Annotated in this window: 15 protein-coding genes; 7 read left to right on the top strand and 8 right to left on the bottom strand. The window is 71.4% G+C overall.

All coding sequences use genetic code 11. From position 1 onward, the window contains the following. The first annotated feature begins 11 nt into the window (after positions 1 to 11). The 5 genes from AB0N06_RS28280 (at position 12) to AB0N06_RS28260 (ending at position 7,544) form a co-directional block, all read left to right on the top strand. Positions 12 to 431, top strand: coding sequence for a hypothetical protein (locus AB0N06_RS28280; protein ID WP_366137508.1), 420 nt, complete (start codon positions 12 to 14; stop codon positions 429 to 431). 332 nt (positions 432 to 763) lie between these two features. Beyond that, complete coding sequence (locus AB0N06_RS28275) at positions 764 to 1,456, top strand: spermidine synthase (protein WP_366137523.1); 693 nt, start codon at positions 764 to 766, stop codon at positions 1,454 to 1,456. Positions 1,457 to 1,690: 234 nt separating this feature from the next. After that, a complete protein-coding gene (locus tag AB0N06_RS28270; RefSeq protein ID WP_366137507.1) occupies positions 1,691 to 2,428 on the top strand; it encodes a response regulator transcription factor in 738 nt (245 codons plus the stop codon). Next, on the top strand, positions 2,425 to 3,501 hold the full coding sequence (locus tag AB0N06_RS28265; protein ID WP_366137506.1) for an ATP-binding protein: 1,077 nt from the start codon (positions 2,425 to 2,427) through the stop codon (positions 3,499 to 3,501). The genes AB0N06_RS28270 and AB0N06_RS28265 overlap by 4 nt, the downstream gene beginning before the upstream one ends. 260 nt (positions 3,502 to 3,761) lie before the next feature. Further along, on the top strand, positions 3,762 to 7,544 hold the full coding sequence (locus AB0N06_RS28260; RefSeq protein ID WP_366137505.1) for a multifunctional oxoglutarate decarboxylase/oxoglutarate dehydrogenase thiamine pyrophosphate-binding subunit/dihydrolipoyllysine-residue succinyltransferase subunit: 3,783 nt from the start codon (positions 3,762 to 3,764) through the stop codon (positions 7,542 to 7,544). Between the two features lie 88 nt (positions 7,545 to 7,632). On the opposite strand, the gene fxsT is transcribed toward AB0N06_RS28260, so the two are convergent. The 8 genes from fxsT to AB0N06_RS28220 all read right to left on the bottom strand — a co-directional run bounded on the left by fxsT (position 7,633) and on the right by AB0N06_RS28220 (position 21,317). Next, positions 7,633 to 10,629: an FxSxx-COOH system tetratricopeptide repeat protein gene (gene fxsT / locus AB0N06_RS28255; protein WP_366137503.1), complete on the bottom strand. Its 2,997-nt coding sequence runs from the start codon at positions 10,627 to 10,629 to the stop codon at positions 7,633 to 7,635. Between the two features lie 103 nt (positions 10,630 to 10,732). Then, the gene (locus AB0N06_RS28250; RefSeq protein WP_366137502.1) at positions 10,733 to 12,121 is read right to left on the bottom strand and encodes an HEXXH motif-containing putative peptide modification protein; all 1,389 of its coding nucleotides are present in this window, start codon (positions 12,119 to 12,121) and stop codon (positions 10,733 to 10,735) included. Beyond that, the gene (locus AB0N06_RS28245) at positions 12,118 to 13,317 is read right to left on the bottom strand and encodes an FxsB family cyclophane-forming radical SAM/SPASM peptide maturase (protein ID WP_366137501.1); all 1,200 of its coding nucleotides are present in this window, start codon (positions 13,315 to 13,317) and stop codon (positions 12,118 to 12,120) included. Before AB0N06_RS28245 ends, AB0N06_RS28250 begins: the two co-directional genes overlap by 4 nt. Positions 13,318 to 13,558: 241 nt before the next feature. Continuing rightward, positions 13,559 to 13,771 carry an FxSxx-COOH cyclophane-containing RiPP peptide gene (gene fxsA, locus AB0N06_RS28240; RefSeq protein WP_366137500.1) on the bottom strand — a complete coding sequence of 71 codons (213 nt, stop codon included), beginning with the start codon at positions 13,769 to 13,771 and terminating at the stop codon, positions 13,559 to 13,561. A 217-nt stretch (positions 13,772 to 13,988) separates the two neighbouring features. Beyond that, positions 13,989 to 17,432, bottom strand: a complete 3,444-nt coding sequence (locus AB0N06_RS28235; protein WP_366137499.1) for an SAV_2336 N-terminal domain-related protein — start codon at positions 17,430 to 17,432, stop codon at positions 13,989 to 13,991. A gap of 7 nt (positions 17,433 to 17,439) precedes the next feature. Further along, positions 17,440 to 18,486, bottom strand: a complete 1,047-nt coding sequence (locus AB0N06_RS28230; protein ID WP_366137498.1) for a MoxR family ATPase — start codon at positions 18,484 to 18,486, stop codon at positions 17,440 to 17,442. Between the two features lie 114 nt (positions 18,487 to 18,600). Next, entirely contained in the window at positions 18,601 to 20,625 is a 2,025-nt protein-coding gene (locus AB0N06_RS28225; protein WP_366137497.1) for a trypsin-like peptidase domain-containing protein, read from the bottom strand. Between the two features lie 56 nt (positions 20,626 to 20,681). Continuing rightward, on the bottom strand, positions 20,682 to 21,317 hold the full coding sequence (locus AB0N06_RS28220) for a CU044_2847 family protein (RefSeq protein ID WP_366137496.1): 636 nt from the start codon (positions 21,315 to 21,317) through the stop codon (positions 20,682 to 20,684). Between the two features lie 197 nt (positions 21,318 to 21,514). Between AB0N06_RS28220 and AB0N06_RS28215 the strand changes: the two genes are divergently transcribed. Further along, entirely contained in the window at positions 21,515 to 21,694 is a 180-nt protein-coding gene (locus AB0N06_RS28215) for a DUF6104 family protein (protein WP_023586593.1), read from the top strand. Between the two features lie 348 nt (positions 21,695 to 22,042). Beyond that, positions 22,043 to 22,996 (top strand): IS481 family transposase, encoded by a 954-nt coding sequence (locus tag AB0N06_RS28210; RefSeq protein WP_366137495.1) that lies wholly within the window; start codon positions 22,043 to 22,045, stop codon positions 22,994 to 22,996. Positions 22,997 to 23,109 lie beyond the last annotated feature (113 nt).

The raw sequence follows: 23,109 nt of genomic DNA, 5'->3' as shown, positions 1-23,109 counted from the left end.
ATACCGGCTCAATGCTCCTGACCGACTTTATGTTCCCGGGGCCGTGTTCGCTCTCAGCGATCTTCGTCCACCTGCCCGTCACCTGCGAAAACCACTCGGCAGCCGCGGCGCGCACCCAGCACGGCGCCCGTATGACCGACAACGGCCCTCGTGGATCTCCCGGTGACAGAGGACTGGCCGACGACGGGACGATCCGACGCGGAGGCTCACGGAGCCGCCGGCCGGCGGCGTTCACCCCCGTCGTCGAGACGGCCCGTGCCCGGTTCGCCGACGCATTCGACGCCACGCAGCTGCACTTCACCTACCTCTACGGCAGCATTCCGCGCGGCACCGCCATTCCCGGGGTCTCCGATCCGGACCTGCTGCTCACCCTGCGCGCCGGACCCACCGAGGCCGACCGGGCCACGGCCCGGTCCGTCGAGGCCGCCTGACCGACCCGTGGCGGTCCGCCGGATCTGCACGGACGGCGTCCCGCAGATCTGTGCGAACGCAGGCGGGAGCCCGATGCCGGCGCAGCAGTCGGCCGCACTGGGCGGCATGCTCTCCCGGCCGGCCGGGGTCCCGAACGCATCGCCCCCCGTAGCGTGGCGGCGTACGCGGCCGGCGGGGCGCTCCCCGTGGTGCGCGGCGCACGGCCGGAGCCCGTGTGACCACGCCTTTCACCTCCCCGCGCCCCGTACGGATCCGGCAACTCGCTGGTCCCGGCCGCGCGGCCGGGCGAGGATGGCAGGGACTCACCCACCCTCTACCGGAGGCCGAGGACATGCCCACCGCCGACCGCCGCACCGCTCACAGCCCCGTCACGCTCGACCGCCGCGAAGGACCATACGGAGAGGTAGTCCTGCGGGAGCGGGGTGACGACTTCGAGATCATCGCCAACGGCTGCTTCCTGATGGACACCGCGGACGGCCGCTCCGAGCGGCTGCTGATCGACGCGGCGCTTGCCGCGCTGCCCGCCGGGCGGCCGGACCCGTCGGTGCTGATCGGCGGTCTCGGGGTCGGCTTCTCCCTCTCCCACGCGGCAGCCGAGCCGCGCTGGGGGCGGATCGCGGTCGTCGAGCGGGAGCAGGCGATCATCGACTGGCACCGGGGTGGCCCGCTGGCCCGGATCACCGGTGCCGCGCTCGCCGACCCGCGGACCGAGATCCTGGCGACGGATCTGATGGCGTACCTCCGCACGACTACGGACCGTTACGACGCCCTGTGCCTGGACATCGACAACGGACCGGACTGGACCGTCACCGACGACAACGGCAGCCTGTATTCGCCCGCCGGTCTCGCCGACTGCCGGGAGCGGCTGAATCCGGGCGGAGTACTCGCGGTCTGGTCCGCGCAACCGTCCGCCCACTTCGAACAGGCCTTGCGCAATGCCGGATTCAGCGGCGTAAGGACGGAAGAGGTGCAGGTTGCCCGAGGTGTGCCCGACGTGGTTCATCTCGCACTTCGGACCGCCTGAGGTCCCCCACCGGGTATGCGCGGCCCCCGGACGCCCGGGGGCCAAGCGCCACAAGGCAGACACTCTGCCTCTTCCTCGGGTCCAACCTGTTCCTGTGCCGTTACACCCTGCGTAGCCGGGAGCCGTCCGGTGGCTTTACGCTGCTGAGCGGCAAACGGGATCACCCACGAAATTCACAAGCGAACACCGTGCGTCCGGGGGATTGGCCCCCGCGAGAACGGGCAGGGCGGGGCGATGGAACACACACACACCACCCACAACGGTGTCGCGGCGACCCCGGGCGCGCAGCGCCGGGTACTGGTGGTCGAGGACGACGCGACGATCGTCGATGCCATCTCCGCCCGCCTGCGGGCCGAGGGCTTCCTGGTGGAGACCGCGCTCGACGGCCCCGCGGCCGTCGACGCGGCCGAGTCCTGGCAGCCCGACCTGATGGTGCTCGACATCATGCTGCCGGGCTTCGACGGCCTGGAGGTGTGCCGCCGGGTGCAGGCCACCCGGCCGGTGCCCGTGCTGATGCTGACCGCCCGGGACGACGAGACCGACATGTTGGTCGGCCTCGGTGTCGGCGCGGACGACTACATGACCAAGCCGTTCTCGATGCGTGAGCTGGCCGCCCGGGTGCATGTCCTGCTGCGCCGGGTGGAGCGTGCCGCACTGGCCGCGGTGACACCGCGCAGCGGCATCCTGCGCCTCGGCGAGCTGGAGATCGACCACGCGCAGCGCCGGGTGCGGGTGCGCGCCGAGGACGTCCACCTCACGCCGACCGAGTTCGATCTGCTGGTCTGCCTGGCCGGCACACCGCGCGCGGTGCTCTCCCGGGAGCAGTTGCTCGCGGAGGTCTGGGACTGGGCGGACGCCTCCGGCACCCGTACCGTCGACAGCCACATCAAGGCGCTGCGCCGGAAGATCGGTGCGGAGCGGATCCGCACCGTGCACGGCGTCGGTTACGCCCTGGAGACCCCGGCGCCATGACCCGGCCCGGCTCGCGACTGCGTCCTTTCTCGGTCAAGGCCAAGCTGGGCACGCTCGTCGTGGTCTCGGTGTTCATCACGACCGGGCTGCTGATGGTGGCGCTGCGCACCAGGACCGAGCTGCGGTTCATCACCGTGTTCTCGGTGATCGCGACGCTGCTGATCACGCAGTTCGTGGCGCACGGTCTGACGGCGCCGCTGGAGGAGATGACGAAGGTCGCCCGGTCGATCTCGCACGGCGACTACACCAGACGGGTGAGGGGCGCCGACCGGCGTGACGAGCTCGGCGACCTGGCGCAGACGATCAATCTCATGGCGGACGATCTGGAGGCCGTGGACCTGCACCGCAAGGAGCTGGTGGCCAACGTCTCGCACGAGCTGCGTACGCCGATCGCGGCGCTGAGAGCGGTGCTGGAGAACGTCGTGGACGGGGTATCCGCGGCCGATCCGGAGACGATGCGCACGGCGCTCAAACAGACGGAGCGGCTCGGCAGGCTGGTGGAGACGCTGCTGGACCTCTCCCGGCTGGACCACGGGGTGGTCAGCCTGAAGGCCCGCCGTTTCGAGGTGTGGCCGTATCTCTCGGGCGTGCTGAAGGAAGCGAACCTGGCTGCCTCGCACCGCCGGCTCTCCTCCGGCTCCGGGAACCACAGCCGCAAGGACGTACATCTGCATCTGGATGTGTCGCCGCCCGAGCTGACCGCGCATGCGGACGCGGAGCGGCTCCACCAGGTGGTGGCCAATCTGATCGACAACGCTGTCAAGCACAGCCCGCCGCACGGCCGGGTCACGGTGCGGGCACGGCGCGGCGCGCAGCCGGAGTCGCTGGATCTGGAGGTCCTGGACGAGGGCCCGGGCATCCCCGAGTCCGAGTGGCACCGGGTCTTCGAGCGTTTCAACCGGGGCGAGGTGCCGTCGCCGCACGGTCCGGGCAGCGACGGCGGTACGGGTCTGGGGCTCGCGATCGCCCGCTGGGCGGTGGATCTGCACGGCGGCCGCATCGGAGTGGCTGAATCAGCTCGCGGCTGCCGGATCCAAGTCACTCTTCCGGGGATTCCTTCGCCACGCAGTTGACATAGGGTTCGAACCGGAAGGGCGCGTTCTACGTGTCGTCCCACGAGGGGGATACGGTCCATGTGGCCGTAGCCACGGCCTCGCGTACCCGGACTGAAGCGGAACCAAGCTTGTTTCCCGCCATTTCCTGCATCGAAACCCGCTCTTTGATGTGACTTGCACGACGAAGACCGGCCCGGCCTGCATGGAACGGTCAGGGAGGCGTAGCCTTGATTTCCGCTGTCCATCACCTTGTGAAGCGGAAGAGGGCGGTTGCCGCCGTGTCGTCTCAGTCCCCCAGTAACTCAAGCATCTCGACCGACCAAGCCAGCCCGGGCACGAGCCCGGCTGCGGCTTTCGGCCCCAATGAGTGGCTTGTCGACGAGATCTACCAGCAGTACCTCCAGGATCCCAATTCGGTCGATCGCGCCTGGTGGGACTTCTTCGCCGACTACAAGCCGGGTACGTCCGGCACGGCGGACAAGCCCGTTCCCGGCGCCGCAGCCGCGGGGGCTGTGGTGCCCCCGGCCGCCACCGCGCCGGCGCAGGCCCCGGCCGCCGCCCCGGCGAAGCCCGCGGCTGCCGCTCCGGCCGCTGCCCCGGTGGCCCCGGCCGCGCCCGCCGCTCCGGCCGCGCCCGCCGCTCCGGCAGCGAAGGCCGCCGCGCCCGCCAAGGCGGCCCCGGCCACTGTCGCCGAGGGCCCCGAGTACGTGACGCTGCGCGGCCCGTCCGCCGCCGTGGCGAAGAACATGAACGCCTCCCTGGAACTGCCGACGGCCACGTCCGTCCGCGCCGTTCCGGTGAAGCTGCTCTTCGACAACCGCATCGTCATCAACAACCACCTCAAGCGCGCCCGCGGCGGGAAGATCTCCTTCACCCACCTCATCGGGTACGCGATGGTGCAGGCCCTCAAGGCCATGCCGTCGATGAACTACTCCTTCGCGGAGAAGGACGGCAAGCCGACCCTGGTCAAGCCGGAGCACGTCAACCTCGGTCTGGCCATCGACCTGGTGAAGCCGAGCGGCGACCGCCAGCTGGTCGTCGCGGCCATCAAGAAGGCCGAGACGCTCAACTTCTTCGAGTTCTGGCAGGCGTACGAGGACATCGTCCGCCGCGCCCGCATCGGCAAGCTCGGCATGGACGACTTCACCGGAGTCACCGCCTCGCTGACCAACCCCGGCGGCATCGGCACCGTCCACTCGGTGCCCCGCCTGATGCCCGGGCAGGGCCTCATCATGGGTGTCGGCGCGATGGACTACCCGGCGGAGTTCCAGGGCACCTCCCAGGACACGCTGAACAAGCTGGGCATCTCGAAGGTCATGACCCTGACCTCGACGTACGACCACCGCGTCATCCAGGGCGCCGCCTCCGGCGAGTTCCTGCGGATCGTGTCCCAGCTCCTGCTCGGCGAGAACGAGTTCTACGACGAGATCTTCAAGGCGCTGCGCATCCCCTACGAGCCGGTCCGCTGGCTCAAGGACATCGACGCCTCGCACGACGACGATGTCACCAAGGCCGCGCGGGTCTTCGAGCTGATCCACTCCTACCGGGTCCGCGGCCACGTCATGGCCGACACCGACCCGCTGGAGTACCGCCAGCGCAAGCACCCCGACCTGGACATCACCGAGCACGGCCTCACCCTGTGGGACCTGGAGCGGGACTTCGCGGTCGGCGGTTTCGCCGGCAAGACGCTGATGAAGCTCCGCGACATCCTCGGTGTGCTGCGTGAGTCGTACTGCCGCACCACCGGCATCGAGTTCATGCACATCCAGGACCCGAAGCAGCGCAAGTGGCTCCAGGACCGGGTGGAGCGTCCGCGCCCCAAGCCGGAGCGCGAGGAGCAGCTGCGGATCCTGCGCCGCCTCAACGCCGCCGAGGCGTTCGAGACGTTCCTGCAGACCAAGTACGTCGGCCAGAAGCGGTTCTCGCTGGAGGGCGGCGAGTCCGTCATCCCGCTGCTCGACGCGGTCATCGACTCCGCCGCCGAGGCCCGCCTCGACGAGGTCGTCATCGGCATGGCCCACCGCGGCCGTCTGAACGTCCTGGCGAACATCGTCGGCAAGTCGTACGCGCAGATCTTCCGGGAGTTCGAGGGCAACCTCGACCCGCGGTCGATGCACGGCTCCGGCGACGTCAAGTACCACCTGGGCGCCGAAGGCACCTTCACCGGCCTGGACGGCGAACAGATCAAGGTCTCGCTGGCCGCCAACCCCTCGCACCTGGAGGCGGTCGACCCGGTCCTCGAGGGCATCGCCCGCGCCAAGCAGGACATCATCAACAAGGGCGGCACGGACTTCACGGTCCTGCCCGTCGCGCTCCACGGCGACGCGGCCTTCGCGGGCCAGGGCGTCGTCGCCGAGACGCTCAACATGTCGCAGCTGCGCGGCTACCGCACCGGCGGCACCGTGCACGTGGTGATCAACAACCAGGTCGGCTTCACCGCCGCCCCGGAGTCCTCCCGCTCCTCGATGTACGCCACCGACGTGGCGCGCATGATCGAGGCTCCGATCATCCACGTCAACGGTGACGACCCCGAGGCCGTCGTCCGGGTGGCCCGGCTGGCCTTCGAGTTCCGGCAGGCGTTCAACAAGGACGTCGTCATCGACCTCATCTGCTACCGCCGCCGCGGTCACAACGAGGGCGACAACCCGGAGTTCACCAACCCGCAGATGTACACCCTGATCGACAAGAAGCGCTCGGTGCGCAAGCTCTACACCGAGTCCCTCATCGGTCGCGGCGACATCACGCTGGAAGAGGCCGAGCAGGCGCTCCAGGACTTCCAGGGCCAGCTGGAGAAGGTCTTCGCGGAGGTCCGCGAAGCCACCTCGCACCCGGCCCAGACCCTTGTCCCGGAAGCGAAGCCCGAGTTCCCGGTCGCCGTCACCACCGCGGTCTCCGCGGAGGTCGTGAAGCGGATCGCCGAGTCCCAGGTCAACATTCCGGAGCGGATCACGGTCCACCCGCGCCTGATGCCGCAGATGCAGCGCCGTGCCGCCTCGGTGGAGAACGGCACGATCGACTGGGGCATGGGCGAGACCCTGGCCATCGGTTCGCTGCTGATGGAGGGCACCCCGGTCCGGCTCGCCGGCCAGGACACCCGCCGCGGCACCTTCGGCCAGCGCCACGCGGTCCTCGTCGACCAGGTGACCGGCGAGGACTACACCCCGCTGCTCTACCTCTCCGACGACCAGGCCCGCTACAACGTCTACGACTCGCTGCTCAGCGAGTACGCGGCGATGGGCTTCGAGTACGGCTACTCGCTGGCCCGCCCGGAGTCGCTGGTCGTCTGGGAGGCCCAGTTCGGTGACTTCGTCAACGGCGCGCAGACCGTCGTCGACGAGTTCATCTCCTCGGCCGAGCAGAAGTGGGGCCAGACCTCGGGCGTCACGCTGCTCCTGCCGCACGGCTACGAGGGCCAGGGCCCGGACCACTCGTCCGCCCGCCCGGAGCGCTTCCTCCAGCTGTGCGCGCAGAACAACATGACGGTCGCCATGCCGACGCTCCCGTCGAACTACTTCCACCTCCTGCGGTGGCAGGTGCACAACCCGCACCACAAGCCGCTGGTCGTCTTCACCCCGAAGTCGATGCTCCGCCTCAAGGCGGCGGCGTCCAAGGCGGAGGAGTTCACCACCGGCGGCTTCCGCCCGGTGATCGGCGACGACTCGGTCGACCCGAATGCAGTCCGCAAGGTCGTCTTCTGCGCCGGCAAGGTCTACTACGACCTGGATGCCGAGCGCGAGAAGCGCGGCGTCAAGGACACGGCCATCATCCGGCTGGAGCGTCTGTACCCGCTGCCGGGTGCCGAGCTGCAGGCCGAGATCGCCAAGTACCCGAACGCCGAGAAGTACCTCTGGGCCCAGGAGGAGCCGGCCAACCAGGGTGCCTGGCCGTTCATCGCCCTGAACCTGATCGACCACCTGGACCTGGCCGTCGGCGCCGACGTCCCGCACGGTGAGCGCCTGCGTCGCATCTCGCGTCCGCACAGCTCCTCCCCGGCGGTCGGCTCGGCCAAGCGCCACCAGGCCGAGCAGGCACAGCTGGTCGCCGAGGTCTTCGAGGCCTGACCGGCAGCTGTACGTACGGAGGGCCCGGCCCCGCGAGCGATCGCGGGACCGGGCCCTCCGGCATGTCGCCGTTGCTTCGGTGACCGGATCAGATGATCTGCGGCTCGAAGTCCCAGAACGGGCGGTTGCGGGACCGCGCCGAAACCGTGTGGACGTGCTGTGCGCCCAAGGTCGTCACGAGGTCTCCCAACGCCTCGCTCTCGATCTTCTCGGCCCGTTGCCTCTCCCGCATGCCGCGCAGGTCCGCCGCGTGGGCGATCCGGGCGGAGAGCGTGAGCGGATGGGTCCGGCCGAGGGTCTCGATGGCCCGTGCGACGCAGGAGTCGGTCAGCGCGGCGGCTGATTCCGGGTCGCCGACCAGGTTGCGCAGTGCCGACGCGTTGATCGCGCAGCCCAGCGTCCACGGGTGGTTCTCGCCCACGGCACGCGTCATCCGGTCGAGTGCCTCTTCGGTGAGCAGGTGGGCGTGGTCCCGTTCGCCGACATTGCGCAGGATCAAGGCATGGTTGGCGCGGGTGCCGGCCACGTACGGGTGGTCCTCGCCGAGCATCGTGGTGTATCCGTCGACGACGTATTCGCTTATGGTCCTGGCCTGGTCGACGTCGGCGTGCTCGCGCGCGAAGAAACTCTGGCTGGCCGCGAACATCAAGGTCAGCGGGTCGTCCTCACCCAGTACCCGCTCGCCGCGCTCGAGGACCCGGGTGAACGCCGGTGCGGCCTTGCCGCGTTCGCCGTTGCGATAGCGGCAGAGCGCGAGGTTGTGCTCGGCGAGCAGCGTCTGGGGGTTGTCGTCGCCGAGAACGATGCGGTGCACCCTGGCGCTCTGCGCCTGGAGCGATTCGGCCTCGCTGTAGCGGCCGAGCAGCCGGAGATCCGTGGCGTAGTTGATCTCGGAGAGGAGGGTCCAGCCGTGCCGGGCTCGCAACAGCTGCCGCCGTGCCTCCAGAGTGCGCCGGTTGAGCTCCCGTGACTCTTCGTACCGGCCGAGCAGCCGCAGCGAAATGGCCAGGTTGTTCTGGGCGTTGACGGTGCGGGAGTCCTGGTCCCCGAGCAGCTCGCGGTAGGTCTCGAGGATCGAGCCGGACATCTCCAGCGCTTCCTCGTAGCGGCCGAGACCCCGCAGGTCCGCAGCGAGACCACTGGCTGCGCGCAGATGTTCGAGGTCCTGTCCCCCTCGCTCGGTGCGCAGATAGTCGACCACGGCCCGCTCCATGGCCTCGGTGCCCGCGTAGTCGCCGACGGCCCGCATCAGGTTGGCGTAGTTGTAGCTGAGGTCCCAGAGCCTGGGGTGGGTCTCGCCCAGCAGTTCGCGCCACGCCCTCATGGCGCGGCCGCCGAGCTTGATGCCCGCCCTGTACTCGCCCGAGAAGTACATGTAGCGCAGGCAGTTGAGGACCAGGGTCTGCACCGCGGGATCGGTGCTCTCCAGGACGCCGGCCCACTTCAGGTGAGGGGTGATCTCGGCGTACGCGGGCCATTGCGTGGCGTCGATGGGCCGTCCGGGATCGGCGGCTGCGAGAGCCCGGCGGACGACGTCGATGAATTCTTCGCGGTCCCGCTCCGGCATGTCCTTGCCCACGATCTGGTGGACCATGCGGTGCAGATAGAGCGACTCCCCCGAGGACGAGGCCTCCTCGCCCACCGACTCGTGGGACTCCAGCCGGACCACGGAGTACTGCCGCAGCTGGCCGATCGCCCTGTTCCAGAGCAGCGGGTCGTTCATCAGGCCGGTGAGCTGTTCCGGCAGCTCACCGGGCGGCATCTCCTTCAACAGCCTCACGGGAATGGAGCCCGGCGCGAAGAAGCTGCACAGCCGCAGCAGGTCGATGGACTCGGGAACGGTCTCCTTGAGCTTGTTCAGCAGTATTGACCAGGCAGTCTGGAAGGCGATCGGGAAGTCCTTGGAGACCTTGACGACGTCCTGGTCGATGCCGCCCTGGAGCAGGTCGATGTACTCCTCGATCGACATGTCGGAGTCGTTGAGCCAGCCCGCTGTCTGGTCGAGCAGCAGCGGGAGGTCCTCCAGCGCCTCGGCCAGCTGAGCGGCCTCGGCGTGCGTCAGCCGTGGGGCCCGGCGGCGGATGAAGGCAACCGATTCGTCCCGGCTGTAGATCGGCACCTCGACCAGGTTGCTGTTGTGCTCGCCCCACTCCGGGTTGCGTGAAGTGATCAGAACATGTCCCGGACCGGTCGGCACCAGGTCCCAGATCTGTTCGGGATCGTCGGCTCCGTCGAGCACGAGGAGCCAGTGGGAGTACGGTTCGCCACGGCGCAGCGAGTCCCTGACCGCGCGGAGCCGTTCGCCGTACTCGGCGCCGGTGGACAGGCCCAGTTCCGGGGCCAGTTCGGCCAGTTTCTGCCGGTAGAGGGCGCGGCGGTCGGCGGGCACCCACCACACGACGTCGTACTCGGAGCCGAACCGGTAGACGTACTCCGCGGCCAGCTGTGTCTTGCCGACGCCGGACATGCCGTGCAGCGTCACGACACCCGCGCCGGGGCCTGCCTCCTGCAGTGCGTGGTAGGCGTCGGTGAGCAGCCCCTCACGGCCGGTGAACCGGGTGTTGCGGCGCGGTACTCCGCCCCACACCTCGGGGGTGTCGGCCGGGAAGCGGGGGCCGGGCTTCGCTTCGACGGACTGCGACACCGGGTCGGCGGTCAGGTCGAGGCGGGCGAGCATGCGCCGCTCGGCCTCTTCCGCACCGACGTTGGTCAGGTCGGCCGCAGCGAAGACCGAGGTGGCGCCGGGCATGGCGGCGGCAGAGATGGAGACGGCTGCGAAGCGCTCGGCGTCGGGGGCGACCACCTCTCGCAGGGCCGTGTTCCACTCGCTGTGACTGCGGGGGCCCAGTTGGAAGTACCAGTCGCTGAGAATGACGAGAATGCGGCCGGGAGCGAGCATCAGGTCCTGCAGCGATTCCTCCAGCGGCGTCTTGACCGGGGGGTCCCAGCGCTGGAACACGACCCGCACGCCACGCCGCTCGAGACGGTCCCCGATCCAGGCCGCCCAGGCCCGGTTGAACCCGGCGAAACTGATGGTGACGGTGGACGCCCCCGTTCCTCCAACTTGCTTACGCGCTACGGGCATTCAACCGTCTCCCTGCATCGATATAAGCCCTATTAAAATACATCGCTGACCGGGTCGGACCTCACTTCTGAAGTCTGTTGCCGCTTGATCCGCGGCCCCCCTGTCACGCTCGTTGCGAATGGTTCCTCTGCTGCCATATCACCCTGGCCGTGGCCACGTACGCCCTCGCGCGAGCCACGTGCCCCATTGGGGGCGGCCAATCCGCCAGACGGTGGTAAAGAGTGATCATTTCGTTGACGATCACGCGGCCTTCGGGAGTCAGGGCACCGGATCCGGCGAGAACGGGCAGAACGGCGCCGACCTGCTCACGGCGGCGGGCGTGCTCGGACCACGCCAGATCCCGCTGGCTGAACGTGGCACGTTCCGCGCCGAGCGCGAACCGCTGCCAGTAGTCGGCGAGCGCGATGTGCGAATAGGCCCCTTGGAGCAGCCCGTCGAAGGGCCGCGGGTCGGGGCGCCAGGGTGCGAAGTGCCGGGGTACGGGGTCCTCGTGGTGCAGGGGTACGAGGGCGCTGAGCGCGGCCAGTTTGGTGTGCTGGAGCTCATGCACGAGGGTCGAGGCGAAGTGGATGGCGTCTGTCGGCCTGCTGCTGAGGACGGCCCCGAACGCCTCGCGCCGGGTGCCACTGCAGTGCGCCGCGCCCTCGCCGGAGGCGGACCCGGGTGGCGGGGCAAGTGGCACCAGGCAGCGCAGCAGCGCGGCCGCCTCGGCCGACCGGTGGTCGCCGCCGATCCGGAGCACGGGCTCCACGCCCGACCAGGAAACGGCCCACGTCTTGCGGCCGTCGTCGTCGAGACGGGTCGTGTCACTCAGCCCATGGCGCTCGAGACCGCCGCCCGCGGCGCGGTACGGGTCGAGATCGTCCAGCGGTACGGGGCTGCCGCCCGGCAGTAAGGCGTGCAGCGCGGGCACGGGCAGCCAGCGCGGGTCCAAGGAGCTCGCGACACCGGAGTCCACCCGCACGAAGACGTCATCCGAACGCCCCTGGCGGAGCCTCACCTCCTCGCCGTCCGCACGGAGATCGACCGAGCCCGGGCCCAGGTGGGCAGCGCCGAGCAGCGGCAGATGCAGCACCGCGCCGCGTGCGGTGAGCCGGGTCGAGAAGGCCAGCCCGGCGCGGATTGCGGCCGCGGCGGCCAGCGCCCCCAAGTGGCCGAGATCGGTCCGGAGTTCCGAGAGCGGTACGCCGGCGGTGAGAGCATTCAGGCAGCGCTCGGCCCAGGGGCCCACGAGCGGATAGAGCAGCACGGAGCGTGCGGCGGCGCGGTCGGTACGTTCGACCGCCGCCAGCAGCGCCCAGTCCTCGTGGAGCCGGTCGAGCAGGTCCGGCGGGCAGACGGTCACGGAGGCGGCCGCCGCAGCGTCGAGCAGTGCACGCAGCAGGACGAGGCGGCGGGTGTCCTGGTCACGGACGAGCAGTTCCAGGGCCTCGGCATCGCCTTCGGTGCGGCCGAGTTCGCGCAGCGCGCGAGGAGGGAGGGCGGGACTCATGGGGGGTCTCCTGCAGTCGCTTCGGCCAGCCGGGCCGCCACATGGCGGACCAGCCGGTCGAGGTCGGCGCAGTAGACGGAGGGGTTGGCGAAGCCGTGTCCTGCGCGGTAGCGGTGGGCGTAGTGGCCGCCGCCGCAGACGGTGAGCAGCGGGCACGAGCGGCAGACGGCGGCGAGTGCATCGGCGCCGGCCTGGCGGACGGCGACGCCGGGGTGCCGCAGAGCGGCGTCGAAGGTGTGGCGGAAGACGTCGAGTCCGGTGGCCGTGGCTCCGTCGTAGGCGGACTTGAGGGAGTCGATCTGCTCGATCGCGCCGTCGGTCTCGACCACGATGGCGTTGACCGGGTCGAGTCCGAGCGATTCGGTCGCGGCGGGTAGGCCGAGCAGGAGGGCGAGGCACTCCTCGAAAAGCCGGACCTTGGTCTCCCGTCGCCCGGCAGGCCACCAGCGGTCGAAGACGGTGCACAGCCAGTCGCCGTAGGGGGTGGGACGACCGATTCCGCCGGGGTGCGCGGAGTGTGCCGGGTGCGTGGCGGGCAGGCCGGGCGGCGGGGCTGTCCAATTGCCGTGCGGCAGCAGCAGATCCAGGACCGGTGGGCGCAGGGCGAGCAGCGACTCGTACATCTCGACCGGGTCGGTCCGCGGGTCGACGACGGTGAGGATGCCCGCGTACGCCTCGGGATGCCGGTCGGCGAGCAGCCGGGCGCCGCGCGAGGCCGCCGGCCAGGAGGGGCGTCCCGCATGGTCGGTGCGCAGGGTGTTGTGGGCGGGCAGACCGCCGTCCAGGCTGATACCGACGCTGATGCGGTGGCGGGCCAATGTGGCGATGCGCGCGTCGCTGAGCAGAGTGGCGTTGGTCTGGACAGTGACGCGTACGGTGCAGTCGGCCGGAGCCCGGTCTCGTACCCGGTCGGCGAAGGCGGCCAGCAGGTCGGCACCCGCGAGCAAGGGTTCGCCGCCGTGCAGCACGACGGCGAGCTCCCGCAGCCGGTGAGCCGCTGCATGTTCGGCGATGCGCGAGGCGGTGCGCTCCAGGACTGCGTGCGGGGCGGCGGACGGGCGGTCGCGCCAGGACCGGTCGGGGCCCTCGTACAGATAGCAGTAGCGGCAGGCCAGATTGCAGCGGCCGTGCACCTTGACGATGAACTGTCCGAAAGGGACGGGGGGGCGGCTTACAGGGCCGGTGTGCCACGGCACGCGAGGGGTCGCCTGTCGGGACAACCTGGCACCCCCTGTTGCACGGACCCTTGGGACGACTCCTGCGTATGGCCGCGTCGACGGCCCTCGGTGGCGGCCCGAAGCGAGTATGCCTGGCCCCCGGGAGGGCAAACCCGGTCGGGCCGCGACGTCCTGTTCGGCGGAGTCCGGGGCCGAAACCGTGCGGGTCGGGTCGGCTCCGGAAGCAATTCGTGGCCGATCCGGATGGCTCAGCGGTCGTTCACAGCGCGCTGGTGAATCCCCACAGCATCTCCCGCGGCTGGTTCGCCCGGCCCTGCAGATCCGCGACCACGGCCGCGAGGACCGGATGGTCCAGCGTCCGCAGGGTTTCCAGGTCGAGCTCCAGCAGATCCGGCAGTTCCGGCAGTTCACTGCCCGGCCCGCCGTCGGCTGCCGATCGGCTCGGCTCGTACACCTCACGCGACTCGCCCATCACGCCTCCCGTTCCCGTTACCGTTGCAGCGGGCTCGCCGTCGCGCGCTCGCCGTTGAGCGCCCACCGTCGGGCTCGCGTTCTTTCCCACGTACGTACCGCTGCCTCGCACCCCGTGCCCGGACCGGACGCCCAGGACCGGACCTCCCGCACCGGGCGCCCCGGTTCAGGCAGCCCGACGCACCCCGTCCGCCCGCCGAGCGCACGCCGTCGTGCGCTCAGCGCTCCAGCTCGGCCAGCCGCTCGGCGGTCGACTCGCCCGCCGCGCCGCCGCCGTTCGGCAGTTTGCGCCATTCGAGGCCGGCCGCCCGGTAGGCCTCGCGCGCGGCCCGGGGACGCCCCGCCTTCTCATACGTCATACCCCGCCAGTGGTTGGCCATAGCACCCAACTCCACTGCCTCTTGACACTGTTGTGGACTCTCCAGCTCCGCTTCCGCTGTGCGGGCGGACTCGGCCGCGTCCCGGAACGCCTCGGCCGCGTCGTCGAGCCTGGTCGGCCGCTGCAGCACCCGTGAGGCATCGAGATGGGACCGGCCCAGTGCCAGCCAGCAGCGCGCCGCGGTCAGCGGATCGCGGGCCTCCTGCGCGGCGAGACCGAAGAGGTGCTCGGCCTCCCGCAGATCGACCCGGTCCTCGGTGGCCCGGTGCCGCAGCATCAGGGCCCGGCCGAGCGTCAGCAGCCGCTCGGCCTGGCGCGCGCTGCCGGACGGCGTCTCCGTACGGCAGTCGCGCAGCACCCGCACCGCCGCGCCGATGTATTCGCGTCCGTCCGGCAGTTCGGCACGCCGCAACAGGGTCCCGCCCCATTCGGCGAGCAGATCCGCATGGGCCCGGGAGTCGCGCGGGACGCCGCGGGAGGCGCGGGCGAACCATTCGGCGGCCGCCACGAGTTCGTCCGGTGCGTCCAGCTGTTCGTAGCGGGCGACCCGGACCCGGCCCGCCCTGGTCTGGAGCGCGGCGCGCTGACGCTGTTCCCTGACGGTCACCAGCGCCTGGTCGATCAGGGTCGCCGCCTCGTCCGGTTCGCCGCCGGAGGCCAGCAGGGCGTCCACCAGGTCCAGCAGGATCCGTACCTCGGTGCCCAGGGTGTGCCGGCCGCCGCCGGCCCCGAACGCGGTGCGCAGCGAGCGGGCCGCCTGCCCCGCGTACACCCGGGCCTGCTCGGTGTCGACGGTCGCCCCGGCCAGTTTGAGCAGCGCCCGGCCGTGCGCCAGTGGCAGCGTGGCCGGACGGTTCTCCTGGTCGGGCCAGACGTCGGCGAACGCCTCCAGCATTCCGGCCGCGGCCTGCAGCAGGGCGCTGTCACCGCCGAGGCGCCACTGCGCCTCCAGGGCGCGTACCCGCTCCAGAGTGAGCCGCAGCGCCTCGTCCGGGTCGAGGCCGGGCGCCGCGCAGGCAACCGTGTACTCGGCGTCGGCGCGGCGCAGGAGGCTCAGCGCCGTGCGCCGGTCACCGCGCCTGCGCCGGTCGTCGGCCGCGGCGTGCAGCACCTTGGCCAGCACCGCCCGTTCGCGTACCGCCCCGGGATGCGCGGCGGCCCGTTCCGCCGCGTTCTCGGCCTCGCGCAGGAGGTCGTCGCCGCCCTGGACCTCCCACAGCCGCAGCACGCAGCGCGCGTACTCGGCCCACAGTTCGGGGTCGGCGCCCGGGTACCGCTCGCGCTCGGTCGCGCCCCGGAGCAGCTGCACGGCGTCGATCAGGTACTGCACCATGCTGTCCGAGTCGAACTGGCGCAGGAGTGCGCGGGCGCTCTCCACCGCCGTATGTGTCGTCCGGCCGGGGGCGTCGCGGCCGCCCCGGTCGCCGTAGAGCGCGAACTGCTCGGGCAGGGGCATGAAGCGCTCCAGTACGCGCGCCGCGACCTCGGCGAAGGGATGGGGAACGCGCGACCCGCCGCCTCTGTCGCTCTCCCCGTTCTCGTCACCCTCGTCGTTCTCCCCGAAGCCGCCGCCCTGCGCGTGGCGGCCGAGGTCGGTGGCGTACGAGGAGGCGCGCCGGCCGTCTCCGAGCTGGGCGAACGCCAGCGCGGGGAAGTTCGGACCGGCCTTGCCGAACCGCTGTTCTATGTACTCCGAGCAGTGCTTGAGCACGAGCAGCGCCTCGTCCCGTCCCAGCGGTCCGAGCAGCGCCTCCTGGACGCCGGGCGCGAACTCGTACCACTGCCCGTCACCCGCACCGTCGCCCTTGCTCCGCGAGACCAGTCCGCTGAGCAGCACCTCGGCGAGTTCGGAGGGGCCGGAGTCGGGCAGCATCGTCCGCTGCACCAGCTGCATCACCGGCAGATAGAGCGGCGCCGCGGCGAGATAGACCGCGAGCTGCCCGGCGACCGGCGAGGCCGCCGAGCGGAAGCGGCTGACCAGCTGGAGCGAGGACAACCGGTCGCCGGGGCGTGGTGCGGGCGCGGCGGGCTGGTCGGCCCTGACCCAGCCGACCGCCCCGGAGATCCGGTCGGCGCCGGTGCCGGAGAGCAGTCGCGCCCAGGCGGCGAGCGCGCCCGCCACGGGCGGGAGTACGGGCACGGCAAGGGCGCCGGGACGCGCGGTGGGTGCCCCGCCCGCCTCCTCGGTGACCTTCAGGACCGCGGCACCGGAGAGCCCTTCGCCGCGGGAGAGCGCACCGAAGGTCACCGGCAGCCGGGTGCGGTTCCACATCCGCTGCGGCAGCGGCTGCAGTACGGCGGTGGGGGCCTGCCGGGCCAGCTGGTGGAGCAGCCGGTGGGCGCGCCCGCTGTGCCAGAGCGGTCCGGCGCAGTCGCTGACCAGGACGGTGACGCGGCGGCCGGTCGGATCGCTGAGCCGGTCCGCGGAGTTCAACGGGGCGGCGGCCGGGTCGGGACTGCGACTGACCGCGCAGGAACCGTCGGGGCCACGGTGCAGATAGCGCACCTGGACATCCCGAAAGGCACCCAACTGGCCGAAGATCTGCTGGAGTTCGTTGAACATCCGGCCCCAGACGCGCATCGACGAGGAGGCGTCCATGACGAACTGCAGCAGCGCGTCGGCGCGGGACACCCCGCGGAACACCGGGATGATCAACCCTCCTGCGCGGGCGCTCAGTTCGGCGGTGGCCGTCTCGTCCAGGGTGCGGCGCAGGGGTGGCGCGGCAGGGCGATAGCGCTGCAAGGGGCGTAGGGCTCGCTGGATTTCAAGAGGTGCGGGCAGGGCGGGGGCAGCGGGCACGCCGAGGGTGAGGGTGGCGGCGCCGCGGCTCCCATGGCCGTGCGGCCCGTCTCCCTCGCGCTGCCCGTCGCGGTGCGGGATGGAGTCCGCGGGAGGTACCGGATACAGAGCTATCCGGCGGTCGGCGGCCGCGGGATCCCCCTGCTCCGCGGGCTCGTCGTCGTCCGGTGCGGCGCCCGTGCCGTGAGCGCGCCCGGCCATGGTGCGGGCGGACGGCGCGGCCGGTCCCGCGTCGGACAGCTCGGTGCGTGAGAACGGCACGGCGGGGCCGCCCTGCTCCTCGGCTCCTTCCGGCGTGTCGGCGCGACGCGTCCATTGGGCGAGCCACAGGGCGTCGCAGAGCTGTTCGGCGTCGGGGTCGAGCCCGGCCTCGCGCAGCCGGGCGACGAGTGCGGGCAGCAGGCCTCCGTCGTACGGCTCCGGTTCCGCAGGACGCCCTCCCCCTGCTCCGTCCGGGCCGTGGCGTGCCGCGGCGTCGGGCATCAGCGCATCACCTCGGCCTGTCGAGTCGCTGGATGAGCAGGTCGGCGAGCCGGTCCCGGCCGGCGGGGGCGGCAGCGTCGGTGAGGTAGATGGCATTCAACAGCTGGTCGGTGGCGAGAAGTTCGCTGCGCGACCGCTCCAGGAAATGGGCGATGAGATCGTCTCCGGAGCGCGCCGCCTCGTCGCCGAGGTGGGCGCGGACGAAGGTGGCGAGCCGCTGGTGGTCTGGGCGGCCCAGCTCCAGGTGGATGCAGCGCCGCATCAGCGGGGCCGGGAAGTCGCGCTCGCCGTTGCTGGTGAGCACGACGAACGGGAACGCCCCGCACTGCACACGACCGCCCTTGACCGTCACCTTGGTGCCGTCGTCGGTCAGCACCTCGGCCTCCCCGCCCGGCAGCCGGTCGGCGATCCGCTCCAGTTCCGGAATGCCGAACTCGCCCTCCTCCAGCACGTTGAGGAGGTCGTTCGGCAGGTCGATGTCGCTCTTGTCGAGTTCGTCGATGAGCAGCACGCGGGGCCGGTCGGAGGGCAGCAGCGCGGTGCCGAGCGGGCCGAGCCGGATGTAGCTGCCGACGTTCTCCGCCGCGCCGGAGCCGGCCGCCCCGGCCGCTGCGCCGTGCGCGGCGATCTGGACGTCCTGCAGCCTGGCGATCGCGTCGTAGTGGTAGAGGCCGTCGAGGAGCGTGGACCGGCTGACGATGGGCCAGCGCAGGACCCGGCCGAGCCTGAGTTCATGGGCGACGGAGTGAGCCAGGGTGCTCTTTCCGGCGCCGGGACTGCCGGTGACCAGCAGCGGGCGCCGCAGATACAGCGCCGCGTTGATCATTTCGAGTTCCTCGGCGCCGGGCCGGTGGAGTTCGGCGATGTGCCGGTGGCCGCCGAGACGCCGGGTGGCGGACCCGTCCGTCCGGTCGCTCCCGGTACCGTCGTCGCCGAGGTCCGGGCCCTCGCGGGCCGCGAAGTCCCGCCAGGGCGGCGGGGACGGCAGCTGATCGATGCCGTCGTGCGGTTCACCGGCCCCTCGGTAGATGAGCCACTCGCTGGGTTCACTCATAGCGTGTTCCTCGTCGTCACTCGTCCGCCAGGTCCGGTGTGAGGGGCAGCAGCCGTCGAACGCACCTCACGGTATCGATCCGTGAACTCCCCGGTAAGAGGCCGGCGGCGCTGTTTACGGCGCCTCCAGGAGCTGATCGGAACCGGGGGGCATATGGTGCGGATCGTCATAGAACAGCACGACGCCGTAGGACCAGAAGGCATCGGCACGTTCCGCCTTCACGTCCCTTCTCAGCTCGTGGATCCGCTGCGGCAACCGGTCGGCGGTGCGGGTCTCCGCGACGGTGTTGAGGGCGCGCCGATGGAATTCGGAGCAGACCCCGTCCGGTTCCCCCGTCCGCCGCCACAGGGCCACCCCGAAGCCGCCGTCGAGGATCCGCACCAGCCCGGCCGTGGTCTCGGGGTCCGGCCGGCCGCCGTACCGGCAGAGGACCGGCACGGTCTCGTACGCCAGGGAGTGCAGCCTCGCCACCTCCGGTACGCGCACCCCCATTCCGTCCTCGCAGTCGACGACTTCGCCCTGCACCGAGGAGTTCCGGGTGCCGTTCCAGCGGGCCCTGCGCACTCTTTCCACGTCGTCGTCCGGCGGCTGCTCCCGCGCCGAGCGGCGGACGACGACCGGGCGCACGGCTCCGAGCGGCAGCCCGTCGGGGGTCACCTTCCAGTGGTCGACGTCCAGGCCGAGCAGCGCCGGTGGGATCGCGACCTGGAGCATGGCGGGGCTGTCGGGTTCGTCGCACCGCCGGAACGCCTCGGCGAGCGGGGCGGCCAGCCGGTCCGGGAGCGCGCCGAGCCCCGTGCCCTGGCTGTCCTCGGCGACGGGCAGGACCTCCCCGGTGCGGCGGGCGACGCCGATCCGCCAGTCGTAACGGTCCCGTTCCCATCCCCTCGGTTCCAGTTCCAGCAGGACGACGGCGCGTTCGCCGTACCGGGTCGGCTCACCCCTCGGCTCGGGGGCCCGCTGGTGTTCCTGGTCCCGGCTCTGCCGGACGGCGCGCCAGTGCAGCACGAGTTCCTGCCGGAAGTCGCGGGACAGGTCCTCGTCGGCGATCCGTTTCACCCATTCCCACAGGGACTTCGTGGCGGCCCGGGTGGACGGCACGTCGTACGGGCGGTCGGCGGCGAGGACGCCCATGCAGTAGCGCAGGATCAGTTCGAGTGCGGCGTCGCGGTCGCGGACGCGGGCGTCATACAGCGCGCCGAGTCCGTCCCGCCAGCCGCGCGGCGCCGGTCGCAGATCGCGCGCATGGACGTTCGGCAGGCCGTCGAGCAGCCGCAGCAGATTGCGGGTGCTGACCGGCGGCGGGAACTCGGCGAGCCTGCCCAGGAGATCGATCCGCCGCTTGGGGCTGAGCACCCGGCCGGGCGGGCCGGGGAGCTCGCTCTGCACATCGGCCCAGGTCCGCTCGGTGGACGCGGGGCTGTTGTGCCGGTCGGCGTGGTAGCGGTCGTGGGCGTGGAAGACAGCCTGGTACGTGTCGTCCGTCTCGGTCTCCACGGGTCCGGCGGGCACGGTGAGGGAGCGGAGCCGCTCGATTCCGATGGCGGTGCCGCCCTGGTGGCCGTCGAGCCGCGATTTGATCACGCCGACGACCTCGCCGCGGGTGACGTCCACGACGGGCCCGCCGGACATCCCGGGCGCCAGCCAGTCCTCGGCAAGCCGGATCTGCTGGTCGGCATCGGCCCAGCCACCGAAGGTGCCCTTCACCTCGCAGTCGCCGCTGAGCGTCGTCAGTCCGCCGCCCGGGGCGGGCGCCCAGCCAACGACGCGGACCTTGCGGCCGCGGAGCATGGCCTCCGAGCGCTCGGTGACGTACACACAGGGGTGTTCGACGGGCCGCCGCAGCTGAATGAGCGCGAGGTCGGGCGCGGGCCAGCCCTGGGCGCCGGCCGGCCGGTTCTCGGGCAGCGCGGCGAGCACCACGCCGGGGACCTCGGTCAGCCCGGCGTCGTAGGGGTCGGCCCTGAACAGCACGTTCACCTCGCGCCCCTCCCCCTGCATGGCGACATGTGCGCACGTGAGGACCCAGCTCGGGGCGATGAAAAAGCCACTCCCGAGGAAGCCCGGGCCGGGTCCGTCAGTGGCATACCCGTCCCCCCGGCGATGGATGCGTACGGTGGCATCCCGCACGAGGTCCATGAGCGCAGCCTCCTCCAGCCCCGGGCCCCTTTCTGCGCCCCCGGCGGTCTCCTCCGTCATGACCCGCCGCCGTCGGCGGTCGCGGCACCGCCGGGGTGCGCCGGTGCGCCGGGGGATGCTCCGGCGGACGCATCGTCCGAGGATGCGGGGGCGTGCGACGGCGGGGACGCGGGGCCGGGCCGCACGGACCCCGGCTGCGCGGGCCCCGCGGGTGCCGGGCCCGGCGGCACCGGTGGTGCGGGCGGGGCGGCGGGTGCGGGCGGGGCGGACGGCATGGGTGGCGCGCCGGCCTGTGCGGGCACCTGCGGCGTGATCGGCGGATCGACGGGCGGGCCGCCACCGCTCCAGGTGAGCGTGACCTTGATGGCGCCCTTGGCCTCCCCGTCCGCGAGGAGTCCGACCACCTTGCCGGCCTTGGCGGTGAGCTCGATGCCGAATTCGACGCTGACCTCGTCCGGCCGCACGGCCCGCAGCGGCTCGGCGAGCGACCGTGCGACGCTGGTCACCACCCCTTGCAGGCTCTCCACCCGGGCCTGCACCTGGTCGGCGAAGTCCGAGAAGCCGGTGTCCGTGTAGGACAGCCCGTTCCCGGCCGGCGGTCGCTCAAGTTCCTCGGCCCCTGAGATGCGGGCCCAGACCGGTGTGCCGTCCGGCATCTCAATGCGTGCAATACGGGCCCCGCTGTCACTCATGACACCCCCGTTCCCCGAACTCCCGGCAGGTTAACGGCAGTACGCGATCGATGCGATGCACATCCGTCAGGACGCCGGGGCCGGGCGCGCCGGTTCTCGGATGTTTCCCGGCCGGCTTCCGTCGCCCCCCGCCGAGGGTCCCGGCGCCCGCGCTCCCAGCCCCCTGGGGGCTGCCACCAGGCATTAAACTTGCGGCCATGTACTTCACCGACCGTGGCATCGAGGAGCTGGAGAAGCGGCGCGGCGAGGAGGAGGTCACTTTCGAGTGGCTCGCCGAGCAGCTGCGTACGTTCGTCGACCTCAATCCCGATTTCGAGGTGCCCGTCGAGCGCCTCGCCACCTGGCTGGCCCGGCTGGACGACGAGGACGAGGAATAGGGCGACGCCCAGGGGCGTCCGCCGGGCCCCGTCGGCCCGGATCAGCCCCCTCGTCCCGGATCAGCGACCGTCGGCCCGGATCCGGTCGTACGCAAGACCGAGTGCCCCGTACACGATCAGCAGCGCTCCCGCGAACGCCCACCCTCCGCTGCGGCGCCCGATCCCCCGGGTGACGAGCGGTACTCCCGCGGCGAGCTGGGCGGTGGCGAGCGCACGCGCCTTGGGGCCTAGGTGTTCTGTCCACGGAGGTTGGTGACAGGGTTCACGGCTGATTGGTCTTGAAATGGGTGAGGGCCTTCTGGCCTGGTGTGGATTGCGACATCTGCACCGGCGACCAGAAAGGCCCTCGTGCCCCACCGTAATGCACCCCTGACCGAGACCGGACGGCTGCGTCTGGCCCGCTGCGTGGTCGAGGACGGCTGGCCCCTGCGCTCGGCCGCCGAACGCTTCCAGGTCTCCCCGACCACGGCCAAGCGGTGGGCCGACCGCTACCGCGAGCTGGGCGAGGCGGGCATGAGTGACCGCTCCAGCCGCCCGCACCACAGCCCGCGCCGGACCCCGACCCGCACCGAGCGCAGGATCATCAAGGTCCGCGTCCTGCGCCGCTGGGGACCGGCCCGCATCGCCTACCTCCTGGGCCTGAACCCGGCCACCGTCCACCGGGTCCTGACCCGCTACCACCTGGCCCGCCTGACCCACCTGGACCGTGCCACCGGCCGCGTCATACGCCGCTACGAACGCAACCGGCCCGGCGAACTCGTACACGTCGACATCAAAAAGCTCGGCAACATCCCCGACGGCGGCGGACACAAAACCCTCGGGCGCCAGGCGGGCCGCAAAACCCGCTCCGGCGCCGGCTACAGCTACCTCCACAACGCCGTCGACGACCACTCCCGCCTCGCCTACAGCGAGATCCTCGCCGACGAGAAGAAAGAGACCGCCGTCGCCTTCTGGCAGCGGGCCCACGCCTTCTTCACCCAGGCCGGGATCACCGTCGAACGCGTCCTGACCGACAACGGCTCCTGCTACAAGAGTCACCTGTGGCGCAACTCCCTCACCGCTCAGGGCATTTCACACAAGCGGACTCGCCCCTACCGGCCCCAGACCAACGGGAAGGTCGAGAGGTTCAATCGCACCCTCCTGGACGAATGGGCCTACGCGCGGCCCTACCGGACCGAGGCCGACAGACGTGCCGCCTACCCGGCCTGGCTACACACCTACGATCACCACCGCGGACACACCGCGCTCAAGGGCCAGCCACCCGTCAGCCGCGTCCCCAACCTCACGGGTCAGTACACCTAGGGCGTGTTTCGAAAGGAGCGTCGTCCGCCCGTAGGGCGGGCCGGGCGGCGTCTGGTGCGTGCGATCGCAAGGCGGAGGGCCGCCCCGATACTGGGCGTACCGGGGCGGCCCGA

Source organism: Streptomyces sp. NPDC051020 (assembly GCF_040683105.1).
Lineage (GTDB): Bacteria > Actinomycetota > Actinomycetes > Streptomycetales > Streptomycetaceae > Streptomyces.
Note: the sequence above shows the minus strand (reverse complement) of the source record. Positions and strands in the feature narration are given on the sequence as shown.

What these genes read in the sequence shown, in the direction of transcription:
- AB0N06_RS28270 (WP_366137507.1), top strand. Translation starts at nt 1,691, where the DNA reads ATGGAACACACACACACCACCCACAACGGTGTCGCGGCGACCCCGGGC.
- AB0N06_RS28220 (WP_366137496.1), bottom strand. Translation starts at nt 21,317, where the DNA reads ATGAGTGACAGCGGGGCCCGTATTGCACGCATTGAGATGCCGGACGGC.
- fxsT (WP_366137503.1), bottom strand. Translation starts at nt 10,629, where the DNA reads ATGCCCGTAGCGCGTAAGCAAGTTGGAGGAACGGGGGCGTCCACCGTC.
- AB0N06_RS28215 (WP_023586593.1), top strand. Translation starts at nt 21,515, where the DNA reads ATGTACTTCACCGACCGTGGCATCGAGGAGCTGGAGAAGCGGCGCGGC.
- AB0N06_RS28250 (WP_366137502.1), bottom strand. Translation starts at nt 12,121, where the DNA reads ATGAGTCCCGCCCTCCCTCCTCGCGCGCTGCGCGAACTCGGCCGCACC.
- AB0N06_RS28280 (WP_366137508.1), top strand. Translation starts at nt 12, where the DNA reads ATGCTCCTGACCGACTTTATGTTCCCGGGGCCGTGTTCGCTCTCAGCG.
- AB0N06_RS28230 (WP_366137498.1), bottom strand. Translation starts at nt 18,486, where the DNA reads ATGAGTGAACCCAGCGAGTGGCTCATCTACCGAGGGGCCGGTGAACCG.
- AB0N06_RS28235 (WP_366137499.1), bottom strand. Translation starts at nt 17,432, where the DNA reads ATGCCCGACGCCGCGGCACGCCACGGCCCGGACGGAGCAGGGGGAGGG.
- AB0N06_RS28275 (WP_366137523.1), top strand. Translation starts at nt 764, where the DNA reads ATGCCCACCGCCGACCGCCGCACCGCTCACAGCCCCGTCACGCTCGAC.
- AB0N06_RS28265 (WP_366137506.1), top strand. Translation starts at nt 2,425, where the DNA reads ATGACCCGGCCCGGCTCGCGACTGCGTCCTTTCTCGGTCAAGGCCAAG.
- AB0N06_RS28225 (WP_366137497.1), bottom strand. Translation starts at nt 20,625, where the DNA reads ATGGACCTCGTGCGGGATGCCACCGTACGCATCCATCGCCGGGGGGAC.
- fxsA (WP_366137500.1), bottom strand. Translation starts at nt 13,771, where the DNA reads ATGGGCGAGTCGCGTGAGGTGTACGAGCCGAGCCGATCGGCAGCCGAC.